Origin of the sequence: Stenotrophomonas sp. AS012628 (genome assembly GCF_010608305.1) — a bacterium.
Classification (GTDB): domain Bacteria; phylum Pseudomonadota; class Gammaproteobacteria; order Xanthomonadales; family Xanthomonadaceae; genus Stenotrophomonas; species Stenotrophomonas geniculata.
On record NZ_VMBJ01000010.1, the window covers coordinates 1 to 15271 of the forward strand.

Annotated in this window: 13 protein-coding genes; 4 read left to right on the forward strand and 9 right to left on the reverse strand. The window is 67.4% G+C overall.

Translation table 11 applies throughout. From position 1 onward, the window contains the following. Window positions 1-106: 106 nt before the first annotated feature. Genes G5A07_RS06775 through mdoH form a run of 4 tightly spaced genes read right to left on the reverse strand, consistent with a single transcriptional unit; the run spans window position 107 to window position 4531 of the window. Window positions 107-838: a LytTR family DNA-binding domain-containing protein gene (locus tag G5A07_RS06775; RefSeq protein ID WP_010481294.1), complete on the reverse strand. Its 732-nt coding sequence runs from the start codon at window positions 836-838 to the stop codon at window positions 107-109. A gap of 10 nt (window positions 839-848) precedes the next feature. Beyond that, complete coding sequence (locus G5A07_RS06780) at window positions 849-1892, reverse strand: sensor histidine kinase (protein ID WP_191863063.1); 1044 nt, start codon at window positions 1890-1892, stop codon at window positions 849-851. Between the two features lie 3 nt (window positions 1893-1895). Further along, the gene (locus tag G5A07_RS06785) at window positions 1896-2555 is read right to left on the reverse strand and encodes an alpha/beta hydrolase (RefSeq protein WP_191863064.1); all 660 of its coding nucleotides are present in this window, start codon (window positions 2553-2555) and stop codon (window positions 1896-1898) included. A gap of 50 nt (window positions 2556-2605) precedes the next feature. Further along, window positions 2606-4531, reverse strand: a complete 1926-nt coding sequence (gene mdoH / locus G5A07_RS06790) for a glucans biosynthesis glucosyltransferase MdoH (protein ID WP_049480181.1) — start codon at window positions 4529-4531, stop codon at window positions 2606-2608. A 496-nt stretch (window positions 4532-5027) separates the two neighbouring features. Between mdoH and G5A07_RS06795 the strand changes: the two genes are divergently transcribed. Beyond that, on the forward strand, window positions 5028-7073 hold the full coding sequence (locus G5A07_RS06795) for a TonB-dependent receptor (protein ID WP_191863065.1): 2046 nt from the start codon (window positions 5028-5030) through the stop codon (window positions 7071-7073). A 60-nt stretch (window positions 7074-7133) separates the two neighbouring features. Here the strand turns inward: G5A07_RS06795 and G5A07_RS06800 are convergent, their stop codons facing one another. Further along, the gene (locus G5A07_RS06800) at window positions 7134-7304 is read right to left on the reverse strand and encodes a hypothetical protein (protein WP_167345305.1); all 171 of its coding nucleotides are present in this window, start codon (window positions 7302-7304) and stop codon (window positions 7134-7136) included. A gap of 213 nt (window positions 7305-7517) precedes the next feature. Here G5A07_RS06800 and G5A07_RS06805 point away from each other — a divergent pair, with 213 nt between their 5' ends. Further along, a complete protein-coding gene (locus G5A07_RS06805; protein WP_010481288.1) occupies window positions 7518-7904 on the forward strand; it encodes a DUF2628 domain-containing protein in 387 nt (128 codons plus the stop codon). 78 nt (window positions 7905-7982) lie between these two features. Here the strand turns inward: G5A07_RS06805 and G5A07_RS22580 are convergent, their stop codons facing one another. The 3 genes from G5A07_RS22580 to G5A07_RS06820 form a co-directional block, all read right to left on the reverse strand. Continuing rightward, on the reverse strand, window positions 7983-10514 hold the full coding sequence (locus G5A07_RS22580; protein WP_100446785.1) for a methyl-accepting chemotaxis protein: 2532 nt from the start codon (window positions 10512-10514) through the stop codon (window positions 7983-7985). A gap of 209 nt (window positions 10515-10723) precedes the next feature. Next, window positions 10724-11617, reverse strand: a complete 894-nt coding sequence (locus tag G5A07_RS06815) for an NAD(P)-dependent oxidoreductase (RefSeq protein ID WP_049480185.1) — start codon at window positions 11615-11617, stop codon at window positions 10724-10726. Window positions 11618-11715: 98 nt separating this feature from the next. Beyond that, on the reverse strand, window positions 11716-12627 hold the full coding sequence (locus G5A07_RS06820; protein WP_191863066.1) for a S41 family peptidase: 912 nt from the start codon (window positions 12625-12627) through the stop codon (window positions 11716-11718). A gap of 50 nt (window positions 12628-12677) precedes the next feature. On the opposite strand from G5A07_RS06820, the gene G5A07_RS06825 reads away from it, so the two are divergent. Next, a complete protein-coding gene (locus G5A07_RS06825; protein WP_057501632.1) occupies window positions 12678-13142 on the forward strand; it encodes a MarR family transcriptional regulator in 465 nt (154 codons plus the stop codon). A 5-nt stretch (window positions 13143-13147) separates the two neighbouring features. Here G5A07_RS06825 and G5A07_RS06830 read toward each other — a convergent pair whose 3' ends face one another. Then, window positions 13148-14632, reverse strand: a complete 1485-nt coding sequence (locus G5A07_RS06830) for a DUF4434 domain-containing protein (RefSeq protein WP_191863067.1) — start codon at window positions 14630-14632, stop codon at window positions 13148-13150. 323 nt (window positions 14633-14955) lie between these two features. Here G5A07_RS06830 and G5A07_RS06835 point away from each other — a divergent pair, with 323 nt between their 5' ends. After that, window positions 14956-15261 carry a KGG domain-containing protein gene (locus G5A07_RS06835; protein WP_100446791.1) on the forward strand — a complete coding sequence of 102 codons (306 nt, stop codon included), beginning with the start codon at window positions 14956-14958 and terminating at the stop codon, window positions 15259-15261. Window positions 15262-15271: the final 10 nt, after the last annotated feature.

Sequence of the window (15271 nt, forward strand, 5' to 3'; positions counted from 1 at the left end):
CGCCCATCCCGCCTCGCCCAGCACGCAACAACACAGAGCCGACCAGCCTGCTGTTGCTGTTGCTGTTGATCTCGAAGCAGTCGTGGCCGCAGGCCGCGCGGAACACTCACAGATGCCGCAATTCCTGCTTCAACGTCGCCACGCAGCGGCGGCTGACTTCCAGCGGCTGCTTGCCATGGCGCAGCATCGCCTGCACCTGGCCGCCCGTGCCTCGACGCAGCTCCACCAGCTCATGGCGTGCCACCAGGCAGTTGCGATGGATGCGGATGAAGCGGCTGGCGAACTCCTCCTCCAGCGACTTCAGCGACTCCTCGATCAGGTCTTCGCCGCGTGCGTGGTGCACCACCACGTACTTCTCTTCGGCCTGCAGGTAGTGGATGTCGTCCAGCGGAATCAGGCGCAGGCTGCCGCGCAGGCGCGCGCACAGCATGCTGCGGGCCTGCTGCCCGCGGTGGTCCTGCGGCTGGCCGTCGCGGCCGGCCAGGAACGTGCGTGCGCGTGCGATCGCTGCAGCCAGGCGCTCGGCACGCACCGGCTTCATCAGGTAATCGATCGCTGCCGCTTCAAAGGCCGACAGTGCATGCGCGTCGTAGGCAGTGCAGAACACCACCGCCGGGCGTGGCTCGAAGCTGGCCAGGTGGCGGGCCGCTTCCAGCCCATCCAGCCCGGGCATGGCGATATCCAGCAGGACCAGGTCCGGCTGCAGCTCCGCGCACGCGTGCAGGGCCTGCTCGCCGTTGCCGGCCTCGGCCACCACATCCACGCCGTCCTGCGCGGCCAACAGGCTGCGCAGGCGCTCGCGCGCCAGCGGTTCGTCATCGGCGATGACTACCCTCACGATCGCTCCCTCACTGGATCGGCACTGTCACCTGGCAGGCATAGTAGCCCTCGCTCCAGCCAGCCGTCATCCGCGCGGCGCTGCCGAAGCGCCAGGCCAGCCGATGGCCGATGCTGTGCTGGGCATGGCCGGCACCGCGCGCCAGGGCCAGCCCGGGGGCCTGCGGATCGGGCGCCGGATTACGCACGCGGATCTGCAGCTGATTGCCCTCGCGCGCCAGCTGCAGCTCGATGGTCCCACCCTCGGGCAGCCGCGAGATGCCATGCAGCACGGCGTTCTCCACCAGCGGCTGCAGTACCAGGCGAGGCAGGGGAAGATCCCAGGGCAGTGGCTCGTCGCGTTGCCAGCGCACCTGCAGGCGCTCGCCCAGTCGAAGTGATTCGATCGACAGATAGCGCTCGGCCAGCTCGCATTCGTCACGCAGGGTGGAATCGCCCTCGCCCGCCCCCAGCGCGGCACGGAACAGATCGGACAGGTCCAGCACCGCCCGCTCGGCCACCACCGGGTCGCGATGCAGCAGGCTGGCGATCAGGTTCATGCTGTTGAACAGGAAATGCGGGCGGATCCGCGCCTGCAGCGCGTCGGCCTGTGCGCGTGCGTTGGCCTGTACCTGCGCGGCCCAGCGATCACTCACATAGAAGTAGCGCAGGGCCAACGCCGTGATCAGCGCCGTCGTCGCGGCGCTGCCCAGCGTGAAGCGCCAGAAGCTGATGCCGCGGGCGAAGTTGTCGCCAAGCACCGCGTACAGGGCATGCACGATGCCCGCGCAGACCACCGCGATCAGCGTCGCCAGTGCGATGGCCGAGACCGCCCCCAGGACCTGTGGCAACCTCGACAACGCGTTCCGCAGCAGGCACAGGCTGGCCGTTACGGCCAGCGCCAGCCACAGCGCGAAACCACTGGCCGACAGCAGTTCGCCCACGGTCCAGTGGCGGCTGCCATCCGGGGCCAGGGCCAGCACTACCACCACCAGTTCGGCCAGGCCGAGCATCGCCGCCAGCCGCGGCAGGCGGCACAGTTCCGGCATCCAGGGCGGGGCGCTGGCCGGTGACATGGCTCAGGCAGCGCCCAGGCGTTCCTGCAACCAGTCACCCAGCGCCTGGATCTCTTCGGCGCAGACCTGGTGGGCCATCGGGTAGCTGTGCCATTCCACCTCCAGGCCCAGCGCCTGCAGGGCCTGCGCGCTGTGTACGGCCACCGCCTGCGGAATCACCGGGTCGCTGCTGCCATGGGCCATGAACAGCGGCACCTGCACCGCTCCGTCAACGCGCTTGGCGCTCTCGGCTTCCGGCAGGTAGGTGGACAGTGCGATCAGGCCAGCCAGTGGCGCGGTGCGTGACAGCGCGGCGGTCAGGATGATCGCGCCCCCCTGCGAGAAGCCGGCCAGGAAGATCTTCTCCGGCGCGATGCCGCGCTCGACCTCCCGCGCAATCAGCGCATCCAGCTGCACCACCGATTCCTGCACGCCGGCCATGTCGGCGCGCGAACGGAAATCCATGCCGACGATGTCGTACCAGCCACGCATCGGCACGCCGTTGTTGATCGTGATCGGCCGCACCGGTGCATGCGGGAACACGAAGCGCAGCGCCGGCCAATGCGGACGCACCAGCTCCGGCACGATCGGTGCGAAGTCGTGGCCGTCGGCGCCGAGGCCGTGCAGCCAGATCACCGACCACTGCGGCGAGGCGCCGGTTTCCTGTTCCACCGTTTGCAGCATGATGCGGCTCCTTCAAGTTCGAGCCGCATTATGCCGCTGCCGCGGGACGATCAGTACAGCGGCGGTTGTTCGGCGGCTTCCCGTCGCAGCTGCGCGGCGCGTACCAGCACCGGCGGCGGGATGTTCTCCTCGGGAATATCGAGCAGGCCGAGGCGATGCAGGAAGGCACCCGGGCCGCGCGAAGACGTCAGCGCCACCACCGGTACCGCCAGCACCATGCCGATCACCACCGGCGCCATCCACGCGGCCAGCGAGGGCGATACCGCCCAGGCCAGCACGCCCATGAAGGCACCGAACACGCCCAGGCCGCCGTAGCCGCGGATCAGCGCCAACCACGAGATGCCGCCATCGTCGCGCTGCTGTGCGTCCCAGCCGGAATCGCGGCCGGACAGCACTTCGGCCACGCCGCGCGACTGCACGTACATCACCACCGGTGCCATCAGTGCCGCCAATACGGTTTCCACCAGCATCGAGACGAACGCGCGCAGCGCGCCGCCACACCCGCGGCGGTCGACCGGGTCCAGCAGCATCGCCAGGTAACCCAGCACCTTGGGCAGCAGCAGCACCGCCATGGTCGCCGCGAACAGGCGCACCACCTGTTCCTCGTCCTGGGCCCGCCAGTACACGCTCGGCGACAGGTGCAGCAGGGCGTTGAAATCGATGCCTTCCTGGAACAACGGGATGGCGATGCCGATCAGCATCAGCATCGCCCACATCGGCGCGGTGAAGTAATGACCGATGCCGATCAGCATGTGCATGCGGCTGATCCAGTGCAGGCCGCGGCTGCCGACCACCTTGCCGTGCTGCAGGTTGCCCTGGCACCAGCGGCGGTCGCGCACCAGCAGATCGGTCAGCGTCGGCGGACCTTCTTCATAGCTGCCCCCCAGGTACGGCACCATGTGCGCGGCCCAGCCGCCCCGACGCATCAGCGCCGCTTCGACGAAGTCATGGCTGAGGACGTGGCCACCGAACGGCTTGCGCCCCGGCAGCGCCGGCAGCCCGGCCTGATCGGCAAAGGCGCGGGTGCGGATGATGGCGTTGTGCCCCCAGTAATTGCTCTCGGCACCGTGCCACCAGGCCACACCGCGGGCGATCACCGGACCGTACACGCGGCCGCCGAACTGCTGCATGCGCGCGAACAGGGTGCGCCCACCGATCACCGACGGCAGGGTCTGGATCAGGCCGACATCGGCGTTGTGTTCCATGCCCGCGACCAGGCGCACGATGCTGTCGCCGGTCATCAGGCTGTCGGCGTCGAGGATCAGCATCTGCGGGTAGGCGCCGCCGAAGCGACGGACCCAGTCGGCGATGTTGCCGGCCTTGCGCCCGCTGTTGTCGCCACGGCGGCGGTAGAACAGCCGCGCCTGGCCATCGGTCACGCGCTCGCGCAGTTCGGCGAACACCTGCTCCTCGGCCCGTGCGATGTCTTCGCGGCGGGTATCACTGAGCACAAAGAAGTCGAACCGGTCGAGCTGGCCGGTGGCGGCCACCGACTCGTAGATCGCCTGCAGGCCGGCCAGCAGCCGGCGCGGGTCTTCGTTGTAGGTCGGCATCAGCAGCGCGGTGCGGCTGTGCACCGCCGGCAGCGGCTTGTCCGGGTCGATGCCGAGGCGGTAACCCCGGTCGAACACGGCAGTCAGGAAGCCGGCCACTGCACTGGCGAAAGACAGCGCGATCCAGGCAAACAGGCCGACAAACAGGACCAGCAGGCAGGCTTCGAGCACGCTGATGCCATTGGCCGACAGCACCCGCCACATCATCCGGGTGGCGATGGCGGTCATCGCCAGCGTGCCGCCGAAGATGTAGAACCGGCGCAGGCCGATCAGTCGCGGCGAGGTGCGGTGGCGGCGAACCTTCAGTTGGCCTTCGCGCAGGGTCTGCTCGGGCATCTGCAACGGCGATTCGGCCGGCAGCAGCGTCCAGCCGGCATCACGCCGGGACGTATCTGCTTCCGCATGGATGGTCTGCACCCCCATTGCCGCCTACTCCGCGCAGTCGGCACGGCCGGCCATCCCGGCCGGGCTGCATGCACCAAGGTTCCCGGCGCGCTTTCCCGGCGCCCGCACTTGTCCTGGCTGCGTCGGCCTCACGCCACGCAGTCGCTGTCTGTCACTACCGGAACCCACACGATCTCCAACGGGGCGGAATCGAAAATGCGGCTCAGTCTAGGGCGCCGGATGTAAGCCGAGTGCGAAGGTCTACGCCGGGATTTATCCCCATTCAGCAAACAGCAGGCGAGTGCCGGGGCGTGGGTACGGATGTCACTTGGTCGCCCCAGGTACTGGATCGTAACAAACGCGAACGGTTATCATTTCATTAACCAGGCAGGTCACCGTCTTCCGCACGGCCGAGACCCACCCAGCTGCGCCGGTTCGAGCCGCGCGCCCAACGACCCATGGAAGGGGGGCCTGCCTGCTTGTCTGCTTGCGCCCGTTGCTTCCATCCGGTCCCCCTCATCCGATGGAAGCCGTCATGTCCCAGCTGTTCCGTTCCCGTTCCGCGCGCCTGCCGCGCACCCGCCTGGCCAGTGCCCTGGCCACCGCCTGCCTGCTGGCCCTGCCCGGCCTGGCCGCCGCAGAGGCCAGCGCCGATGCCTCCACCAAGGATCTGGATACCGTGGTGGTCACCGCCTCGGGCAACCAGCAATGGATCAAGGATGCGCCGGCCAGCATCAGCGTGATCAGCCGCGAGGACATCGAGCGCCAGCCGGTGCACGACCTGGCCACCCTGCTCAGCCGCGTGCCGGGCGTGACCGGTGGCCTCAGTGCGGTCGGCGAGCAGTCCAAGATCAAGCTGCGCGGCATGCCGTCCAATTACACGCTGGTGCTGGTGGACGGCAAGCGCATGGGCAGCTCGGCCTCGACCAACTACCGCCCCGACCTCGGCCGCCAGGATCTGAACTGGATCTCGCCCGACCAGATCGAGCGCATCGAAGTGGTGCGCGGACCGATGTCGTCGCTGTACGGCTCCGACGCCATGGGCGGCGTGATCAACATCATCACCCGGCGCATCGGCGATGACTGGAGCGGCAGCGCAACGCACAGCTATACCCGCCCCGGCGATGACAAGCGCGGTGATACCCAGCAGATCGGTGCGGCCTTCTCCGGCCCGCTCGGCGAACGCTTCGGCCTGCGTATCGGTGCCAACAGCATGCGCCGCGACTCGGACCAGTCCAACGGTGGTGTCTACGGCAACGCCTACGCCGGCGAGAAGGACCGCAACGTCGACGCGCTGCTGCAGTGGAAGCTCAGCGATGCGCAGGAACTGTCGCTGGAAGCCGGCCATGGCGTGCAGCAGGCCTTCATCGATGCCTCGCTGGAGAAGCAGGACGAAGGCGCCTGGGGTGCCAGCGAACTCAAGCGCAGCTCGCTGGCGCTCAACCACGACGGCAAGTGGAGCTTCGGCAACTCGAAGATCAGTGCGTACTGGACCGAGTACAAGAACGACATCGGTGCCACAGGCCGCTCCGAAGCCACCGATACGATCATCGAGGGCAGCCTGACCACGCCCTTCACCCTGGGGGTTGAACACCAGTTCGCCGTGGGCGGCCAATGGAAGCGCCAGGAACTGACCAACACCGACACCATCGGCCGCGCGCCGATCGACTATGCCGGCAATGCCGTCAGCGGCTCCGATCTGGAAGTGGATACCTGGGCCCTGTTCGTCGAAGACGAACTGAAGCTGCACCGCACCTTGGCGCTGACCCTCGGCGCACGTCTGGATCACCATGAGAAGTTCGGCGGCCACGTCAGCCCGCGTGCCTACCTGGTCTGGCATCCGGCCGAGCAGTGGACGATCCGAGGTGGCGTTTCCAAAGGCTTTCGCGCACCCAGCCTGACCGAGAATTCGGCCACCGCCGCCACCCAGTCCGGCGGCCGAGGCTGCACCTCGCTGATCCCGCTGGGCTATACCCGCGGCGGCTGCTACATGGCCGGCAACCCGGACCTGGACCCGGAAACCAGCACCAACCGCGAGATCGGCATCAGCTTCGACAACGACCTGGTCGATGCGGGCCTGACCTACTTCCATACCGACTTCAGGAACAAGATCGAGTACGCACCGCTGGGCAGGTTCAACGGCATCTGGTGGACGCGCATGAGCAACGTGCAGCGCGCACGCACCAGCGGCATGGAAGGCAACCTCAATTTCCGCTTCGGCGAGCACTGGCGCTGGCGCACCTCGGCGACCTGGATGAAGGAAGCCAAGAACCTGACCACCGGCCGCAACCTGATCGATACTCCGGAATTCTCTGGCTATTCGTCGCTGGACTGGACGCCCAGTACGGTGTTTTCCAGCAGCCTGTCGGCGCAGTACACCGGCAAGCAGACCGGCACGGCGACGACCTTCCTCAAGGCCTACACGTTGTATGACCTGACCGCGGCCTGGAACGTCAACGAGGTACTGACCCTGCGTGGCGGCGTCAGCAACCTGGCCGACAAGAAGCTGTATGCCGAAGGCTCCACCGACTACTTCGTGGCCGGGCGCAGCTACTTCATGAGCATGACAGCGCGGTTCTGACCGGCGGCGCGCGCCGCGATCGCGCTGGCAGCACGCCAGCGCGATCGGCGGTGTTGCGGATTACTCGCTTTCCAGCGCGGCCGCGGCCGCGTTCTGCGTAGCGGCCGTGCGTGCACGGTCCATCGCTACCGCCAGTTGCTGGCGTGCGAGCAGTTGTTGTGCCTGCACCACTTCAGGTGTCGGCAGGAGCACCGGTCCCGGTGCGTTTTCCGGTGTAGCAGGTGTGGTCATGCAACCTCCATGGACATCCCGCCGCCACCCGGGTTTAGCTGGGGTGGCAGCGGAACTGCGCACCCTATCCTAAAAACAAGGCGGATGGGTGACGGTGCGGCGCCCCGCCGCACCACAACGAACAAGGCGGGCGTCACATTTTTGACGCCGAAGCTTGGATCCTGAATAGGACTTGCCCTATCATGAAAACGTTTTCCAACAGGGATGTTTCCCATGAATACCACTGACCTGTCCCAGTTCAGCCCGAAGTGGCAGTTCCGCTTCAACTTCTTCCGCCAGCACGGCGCCCCCAAGAATCCCGGCTTCAAGCAGGCCTGGAAGGCGCTGTCCTTCGGTGACCGCCTGAAGATCAACCTGAACTTCTTTGCGTTGTTCTTCGGCGCCATCTACCTGTTGATCCTGGGCATGTGGCGCAAGGCACTGGTGTTGATCGGCATCAACATCGTGCTCGCCATCATCACCATGTTCCTTCCGGACGTCGTGGGGCGCATGCTGTTCATCGCCATGAACCTGCTCGTCGCCTCCAGCACCAACTACAGCTACTACCTGGAGAAGGTGGAAGGACGCACCAGCTGGAACCCGTTTGAAGGCATGTTCTGAGCCCTCAGAACTGCGCAGGGATGCGCGGCAAGGATGCAATCGACGCCCGGCCCCCGCCGGGCGTCTTCGTTTGCGGGATCAGGCCGCGCGGCGAGCCGTGGCCACCGGCTCGGCCTGCAGGCGGAAGCGCGAGACCGCCACCGCCAGCTGCTCGGCCTGTTCTTCCATCGCACGCGCGGCGGCACTGGCTTCCTCCACCAGCGCGGCGTTCTGCTGGGTGGTCTCGTCCATCTGCACCACGGTCTGGTTGACCTGCTCGATGCCCGCCGACTGCTCGCGAGAGGCCGCCGAGATCTCGGCCATGATCTCGTTCACTCGACCGACCTGGCCGACGATTTCCTGCATGGTGCGGCCCGCGCCGTGCACCAGCTGCGCACCGGCACCGACCTGCGCCACCGAGGCGTCGATCAGCTCCTTGATCTCCTTCGCCGCACCTGCCGAGCGCTGGGCCAGCGCGCGCACTTCGCTGGCGACCACGGCGAATCCACGGCCCTGTTCGCCGGCACGCGCCGCTTCCACCGCCGCGTTCAACGCCAGGATGTTGGTCTGGAACGCGATGCCGTCGATCACCGAAATGATCTCCGCAATGCGCTGCGACGAGGCCTCGATCTGCTCCATGGTCTGCACCACTCGGCTGACCACCTGCCCGCCTTCGCTGGCCACACCCGCTGCGGAGCCGGCCAGGGTGTTGGCCTGCAGCGCGTGGTCGGCATTCTGGCGCACCGTGGAGGTCAGCTCCTCCATCGAGGCCGCGGTCTCTTCCAGGTTCGCTGCCTGCTGCTCGGTACGGCGCGACAGGTCACTGTTGCCCGCGGCAATCTCACCCGCCGCCAGGCGGATGCTGGCCGCCGACTGCTGGATCTGGCCGACGATCTGGGTCAGCTGCTGCACGGTGCTGTTGGCATCGTCGCGCATCACCGCGAACACACCGTGGAAGTCGCCGTGCATGCGCGCGCTGAGATCGCCTGCGGCGATCGCGCGCAGCAGCGTCGACAGCTCGGCCAGGTTGTGGTCGCTGACCTGCATCATGGTGTTGAGGGTTTCCACCATGCGGCGGAAGTCGTGGTCGAAGCGCAGCGTGTCGCCGCGCACCGCGAAGTCGCCGGCGGCGGCGGCGGCGGCCAGCTGCTGGATCTGATCGTTGATCGCCGCCAGGTTGCTCTTGGTGGTGGCCATCGCAGCGGTGAACACCGCCTTCTCGCCCGGCAGCGCTTCCATGTCCACGCTCAGGTCACCCACCGCATAACGCTGCATCACGTCGACCAGACGCTGGGTGACGGCGTTGCTGGAGGCCACCAGCTGGTTGCTGTCGGCCACCATCCGGCCGTACTCGCCCGGGAACGCCGCGGCGTCCATGCGGTAGCTGAGTTCGCCGGCGTCATGGCGACGCGCCATCTCCGCCTGCGCCGCCATCACCGACTGCAGCTGACCCCGCATGCCCTGCATCGCGTCCAGCAGGCGGCCCACTTCGTCGTTGCTGCGTGCCGGCAGGGTGCTGTCCAGCTTGCCTGCGGCGACGTCGCCGGCCACGCGCACGGCTTCGGCCAGTGGGCGGATCGCCAACCGGCGCAGCAGCACATAGACACCCACACTCAGCGTCAGCGCGGCTACCACGCCAACCAGCAGGGTCAGCCACAGCAGCTGGCGCGCCTCGGCCACGATCACCGCGTGTGGCATCACCACGCCCAGCGCGAAGCGCTGCGGCGCGTCGCCCACGCGCAGCGGCACGTACACGCGCACGTTGCCTGCCGCATCCGGAGTGAAGGCTTCGAACCGGCGGTCGGCGGCGATGTCGGCCAGCATGCTGCGGGTCAATGCGTCGTTGCGCGGCTTGCCGATCTCGGCGGCGTTCGCCGAGGCCAGCACCACACCGTTCGGCGAGAGCAGTTCAACGCGCCCGGCGCCCATCGGCTTCAGCGTGGCCAGGTGCTTCTGCAGCGCCGCCAGCGAGAAGTCCACGGTGAATACACCGAGGAACGTGCCGTTTTCGATGATCGGAGTGCTCAGCGTACTCATCAGCACCTGCTGGCCGGCGATGTCGTAGGCATAAGGTTCACTGACCTTGGGCAGCTTGTCGCGACTGGGCACCACGTACCAGTCGGCCGAGCCGTCAGCGGCTTCGGTGTAGTCGGTCATGGTCGACTGCTGCGGCTTGCCGTCATGCCAGGCCCAGTAGCTCATGTAGCGGCCGCTGGCATCGTGCATCTCGGTATTGGCGAACTCGGCATCCTTGCCGTCGAAGGCGTTGGCTTCCCACATGGTGCTCTTGCCCAGCCATTCGGGATGGCTGCGCAGCTGCTCGCCCAGCACGGCCGCCAGGCTGGCGCGATCAGGCGCGTCACCCCGCGCACGCTGGGCGAGCACGGCCTCGACCATGGCGTCGTTGCTTGCAAAGGCGGTGCCCAGATCGGCCGCGACCTGGCGGGCTTCGGCGGTGGCCTCGCTGGCCATGGTCTGGCGCGAGGCATCGATCAGGCTGGCGCTGGCCTGGCGGTAGATCAGGAACGCGGTCAGGCCGAAGCACAGCAGCGCGATCGCAGCGGTGCCCAGCATCAGCTTGTGGGCGATGCTGCCCGGGCGGCGGGCAGCGGCGGAACGGGGAGAATGCATGGAAGGGTCCGCAAGGCAGTTCAGGACGACCGGCACCGCGAGGGCACCGCGCAGGTGCGCGATCCGTCGCGCAGGCCACCGGCTGCCGGGACCCGCCCGGCGCAGGAAGCGCACCGGGTTAGCGGCCGCCTGCGAACGAGGTTGAGGCGCTCCGCCTGCACATTCCTGAATCTGCTCAGGGTCGGGTCAGGAACCCGCCCCGTTCCGTCCTATTCGGCAACCCGATCCTTGATCCACTGCGCCCGAGGCAACACCTCGATGCTGCCAGCCGCGTACTGCTGCAGCACGTCGTCCGGGCCGAAGCGCGGCTGCCAGCCCAGTGTGCTGCGCATCAGTGCACTGTCGTAGACGCGGTCGATGCTCAACGGCAGCGGCCAGCCGCGGCGCTCGAACTCGGCCAGCAGCAGCGGGGCGCGGCGGGCCAGCACCCGGCGGGGCTGAGTCGCCAGTTCCAGGCAATCCTCGCGCAGGAACGGTGTCGGTGCGCAGGCAATATAGCGTGCGAAGGCAGCGCCCTCATCGTGCAGCAGCGCGGCATGTGCACTGGCCACGTCGCGCGCGTCGATGCCGCGGTGCAGGCGGAACATCGCCATCCGCTCCGGTGGCTCGGGGAAGCAGCGGGCCATGCGCAGCACGCGCACGCTGAAGCCCGGTGCCGCAGCGGCTTCGGCCAACGCCTCTGCCTGCAGCTTGCTGCGATGGTAGATCGTGCGCGGCAACGGCTCGGTATCTTCATCGATCCAGCGGCATCCGCCCGCCACTACCGCATGGCCATACAGCGCCGTGGTGCTGGTCAGCACGAAGCGGCGTGCACCGGCCTCGCGGGCAGCCTGCAACAGGTGTGCGGTCGCCTCCACATTGATCTGCTGGAATACCGCATCCGGCACCAGGCCGACATGAGGTGCGTGCAGGGCGGCGGTATGGATCACCGCATCGACCCCCTGCACCGCCCGCGTCACGGCCTGACGATCGGTGACATCGGCAATGATGCGGGTGGTGGCAAATGGGCTGCGATCCAGCCCCACCACTTCGTGGGCCGCCGCCAGCGCGCCGAAGATCGCACGCCCGATCCGCCCGGAACTGCCGGTCAACAGAATCTTCATTGAGTCCATTCACTCGAAGCGCCCGGGAACTACCGGGATGCTTCGATTCTAGGCACGCTGCATGTCGTCTGCGATAGGGCGCGGTTGCAATTGTGCGTTCATTCTGGCGATGCCGATCGGGCCAGCAGCTGCCGGGCGACGAACAGCGGATCGTCACCGCCTGCCGCATCAGGCGTGACCCCGGTACGTTCCCAGTTGGTTCCGGTACGAAGGTTGATCGGCTGCCGGTCGGGAATGCTGATCTGATAGCCATCCGGCAGCAGCACAGGATCATCGAACATATGTGCCGCGCCGCCACTTCGACTCCCAACGACACGTGCCCGCCCCTGCGCCTGCAGCGAGTACGCGACGAATTCGGCGGCCGAGCCGGTGCGGCGGTCGATCAGCACCACCAGCGGCTTCAGGTACAGCCCCAGGCTCGCCGGTGGCAACGGTACCGGACTGCGTTGGCCACGTTGTTGCAGTGACTGCACCTGGGTGATCTCCGCCGCCAGCAGGGTCCGCACCAGCAGGTCCGCACTGCCGTCATCACCCCCCCCGTTCTGGCGCAGATCGAGCACCAGCCCATCGGTGTCGGCCAGCAGGGTGAAGGCCGCGGCCAGCTTCGGCCGGGCCAGATCGAGCGGATAGAAGGTGCTCAGGCGCAGGTAGCCGATGTTGCCTTCCAGCACCCGCACCTCGCGCACGCCCGCACCATTGCTGCGTGCATCCGCGCGCCAGGCCATCAGCCAGTCATCCTGGCCGGCGCTGGCATCCACCCGCTCGACATGGAAGTGGCCATCGAACACGTCCAGGTCCTGGTTCAGGCGTGCGCTGAACGCCTTGGGGTCCGCGCAGCTGTCCGCATAGCGCTGCTGGGCGGACCAGCCGCGCACCACCTCGGCAATGCGCGCGCCTTCGGCCACGTCCAGGTACTGCGCCTGTATCGCCGTGGCCGCCGCCTGCAGCACCGCGTTCTGGGCCGGGCAGGACGCCGCCAGCAGCGCGCCCAGCATCCACGAAACCGGCATGACCGCACCCCATGTTGATGATATGTAAGTGCTTATATATCATCGCCAGCATGGATCTCCAACACGCCACCCTGGGAACGCTGCTGCGGGCCCTGCTCGACCAGCTCGACCCGGCGGTCGAACAGGCCTACCGCGACCTGAAACTGGACTACCGCCCGCGCTACACCCCGGTGCTGCGCACGCTGATGGCGCAGGGCCCCTGCCGCATCAAGGACCTCGCACTGGCCTGCGGGCTCAGCCATTCGGCACTCAGCCAGACGGTTTCAGCAATGGTGCGCGACGGCTGGCTGCACGCTGCGGTCGGTGAAGACAGCCGTGAGCGCATCCTGCAATTGAGCCCGCGCGCACTGCAGGCGCTGCCGGCGCTGCAGGCGCAGTGGCAGGCCACGGCACGCGCGGCGCGCAGCCTCGATGCCGATCTTGGACAACCGTTGGAGCAGGTGCTGCGCGACGCACTGCAGGCGCTTGAGCAGCGGCCGTTCGCGCAGCGACTGCGCGACACACCCCAGCGCTGAGGCGCCTACTGTTCGGCTGCCATCTCGATTTCACTGAGGAAGGTCCAGCTGCCATTGGCCAACCGCAGCTCGAGCGTGCGGCACTGCGCGGCCAGCGGCGCGGCATTGCCCAGCACGTATTCCTCTTCGGTCGAACCGCTCAGCCCGGCCTGGGTGAATGGCGCCGACAGCACGCCGATGCGGGTTGCGGCAGTGCCCGGCTCAGCGCACATCACCTCCACCGACGTCGGCGTGACGATGCCCCAGGCCGGGCGGGTCATCGTGTGCAGGCCGATCCAGTCCACCCGCCGGCGCTGGCCGAGGTCGATGGTGATGCTGACGTTGCCGTGCACGCCCACCCAGCCGGCATCCATCGGGTTGCGCGGATCCCCCACCCGGCGATCGAACAGTTCATGCCCGGTGCTGTCGGGATAGTTTGCGTCCGGCGCCGTGCTGTAGCTGTAGGTGGTCTGCACCGGATCGACACTGTAGGACGCACCGAGGCCATACAACCCGCGATAGGTGTTCATCATCCGCGGCGATTCGCCATACCCCTGGCCGGGGCCGACCACCTCGGACATGTGGTACTGGTTGAGCCAGGCAACGCGCTTGCCGGCCGAGCGCGCACTCCACAACTGCTGGTTGATGCGCTGCACCGACGCGGAGCGATAGGCACCGGACAGCCCGTTGCCGGTCTCCAGGAACAAGGGGCTGCCATGGTTGAACAGTTCGATGTCGGCCCACAGGCCGCTGGCACCCAGCGCCGCCGACAGCGCCTCGTAGTACGCCTCGGTGGAATGACCCGCGCGATCCCACTGGAACAATCGGGCATGCGAGGCAGCACCGATGCCGTCCTGCCAGATCTGCACGTCCACGCCGGTGGCGGTGCGGAACTGTGCAGCAGCCCGGCCCACGCTGGCCGGATCCACGCTGGATGACGCCAGGTAGGGTGCCACCATCACCGGCCGCGAGGGTGTACTGCCTTTGAGCGCCGTCACGATCGCGCGATAGAACGACGCGCGATCAATCGGCACCTGTGCCGGCTCGTCGGTGATGTACCAGCCGGCGAACGCCGGATGCGATCCGTACTGCTGGCCAAGCTGCGCCAGCGACTGCGCCGCATCCTGTGCCACGGCCGTTGCATTCTGGCCCTGCCAGAAGGTGGCGCACTGCCCCGAACTGTAGGTGGTACCCACCACGACCTTCATGCCGCGCGCGGCTGCCGCATCGAGCACGGTGCCGAGCTTGCCGGGAAAGCCGGCAATCCATTCGAAATCCTGCACACCGCTGGCGCATCCCACGCCGGCACGGGTGGCACGCACCTGACCGAGGATGATCGTGTCGTTGCCGAGGTCCTGCAGTTCATCCAGGAACAGCGGCAATTGCGCGGCTGGCAGCTGTTCGTCGGTGGCCGAATAGCCGACGTGGACGAAGCTGCCGGACAACAGCGGGTTACCTGCATGGACGGAGCCGGCACACGCCAGCAAGGCGATCAATCCAATCCTGTTCATGTTCTACGTCCCTGTCGTGGCCAGGCGAGTGGCGTTGTCGCGCATCCTATCAACAGCGGCGGTGGCCCCATCACGATCATCGGTGGATGCGCGCGTGCTTCGACGCAAGGCTCCATCCTCACCCTGTCCCCTGCGGCCTTGCTGCTGCAGTTGTGCGAGAGAACTTCCGCATTGCAGCGCCCGCCTGAATGGCTGCGTGATCGGTCCCGTGCGCAGGGCGCGTGAAAACCGTGGCGAAGATGGCGACCTGGACTTAGCGTGCGATGGCCAAGCATGGATGCTGCCGTCTACGAAGGCGGCGTCCACACTGCAGGAGATTTCACATGACTGAGCAGAACCCGCGCAGTTCCAACCGGGGCTTCGCATCAATGGACCAGGACAAGCAGCGCGCGATCGCTGCCAAGGGCGGGCGTGCCGCACATGCCTCCGGCAACGCGCATGAATTCAGTCCGGCCGAAGCACGTGTCGCAGGCCGCAAGGGCGGCGAGGCGATCAGCCGCAACCGCCAGCACATGGCCACGATCGGTCGTGAAGGTGGGCACGCTCGCCACGCCAATGCGCGCCAGCAGCAACAGCAGCCACACGAGATCGAACGCACGGCAGAGGGCCCGCAACGCCAGCAGGGCTGAACGCTGCGCG

What these genes read in the sequence shown, in the direction of transcription:
- G5A07_RS06780 (WP_191863063.1), bottom strand. Translation starts at nt 1,892, where the DNA reads ATGTCACCGGCCAGCGCCCCGCCCTGGATGCCGGAACTGTGCCGCCTG.
- G5A07_RS06785 (WP_191863064.1), bottom strand. Translation starts at nt 2,555, where the DNA reads ATGCTGCAAACGGTGGAACAGGAAACCGGCGCCTCGCCGCAGTGGTCG.
- mdoH (WP_049480181.1), bottom strand. Translation starts at nt 4,531, where the DNA reads ATGGGGGTGCAGACCATCCATGCGGAAGCAGATACGTCCCGGCGTGAT.
- G5A07_RS06795 (WP_191863065.1), top strand. Translation starts at nt 5,028, where the DNA reads ATGTCCCAGCTGTTCCGTTCCCGTTCCGCGCGCCTGCCGCGCACCCGC.
- G5A07_RS06800 (WP_167345305.1), bottom strand. Translation starts at nt 7,304, where the DNA reads ATGACCACACCTGCTACACCGGAAAACGCACCGGGACCGGTGCTCCTG.
- G5A07_RS06805 (WP_010481288.1), top strand. Translation starts at nt 7,518, where the DNA reads ATGAATACCACTGACCTGTCCCAGTTCAGCCCGAAGTGGCAGTTCCGC.
- G5A07_RS22580 (WP_100446785.1), bottom strand. Translation starts at nt 10,514, where the DNA reads ATGCATTCTCCCCGTTCCGCCGCTGCCCGCCGCCCGGGCAGCATCGCC.
- G5A07_RS06815 (WP_049480185.1), bottom strand. Translation starts at nt 11,617, where the DNA reads ATGAAGATTCTGTTGACCGGCAGTTCCGGGCGGATCGGGCGTGCGATC.
- G5A07_RS06820 (WP_191863066.1), bottom strand. Translation starts at nt 12,627, where the DNA reads ATGCCGGTTTCGTGGATGCTGGGCGCGCTGCTGGCGGCGTCCTGCCCG.
- G5A07_RS06825 (WP_057501632.1), top strand. Translation starts at nt 12,678, where the DNA reads ATGGATCTCCAACACGCCACCCTGGGAACGCTGCTGCGGGCCCTGCTC.
- G5A07_RS06830 (WP_191863067.1), bottom strand. Translation starts at nt 14,632, where the DNA reads ATGAACAGGATTGGATTGATCGCCTTGCTGGCGTGTGCCGGCTCCGTC.
- G5A07_RS06835 (WP_100446791.1), top strand. Translation starts at nt 14,956, where the DNA reads ATGACTGAGCAGAACCCGCGCAGTTCCAACCGGGGCTTCGCATCAATG.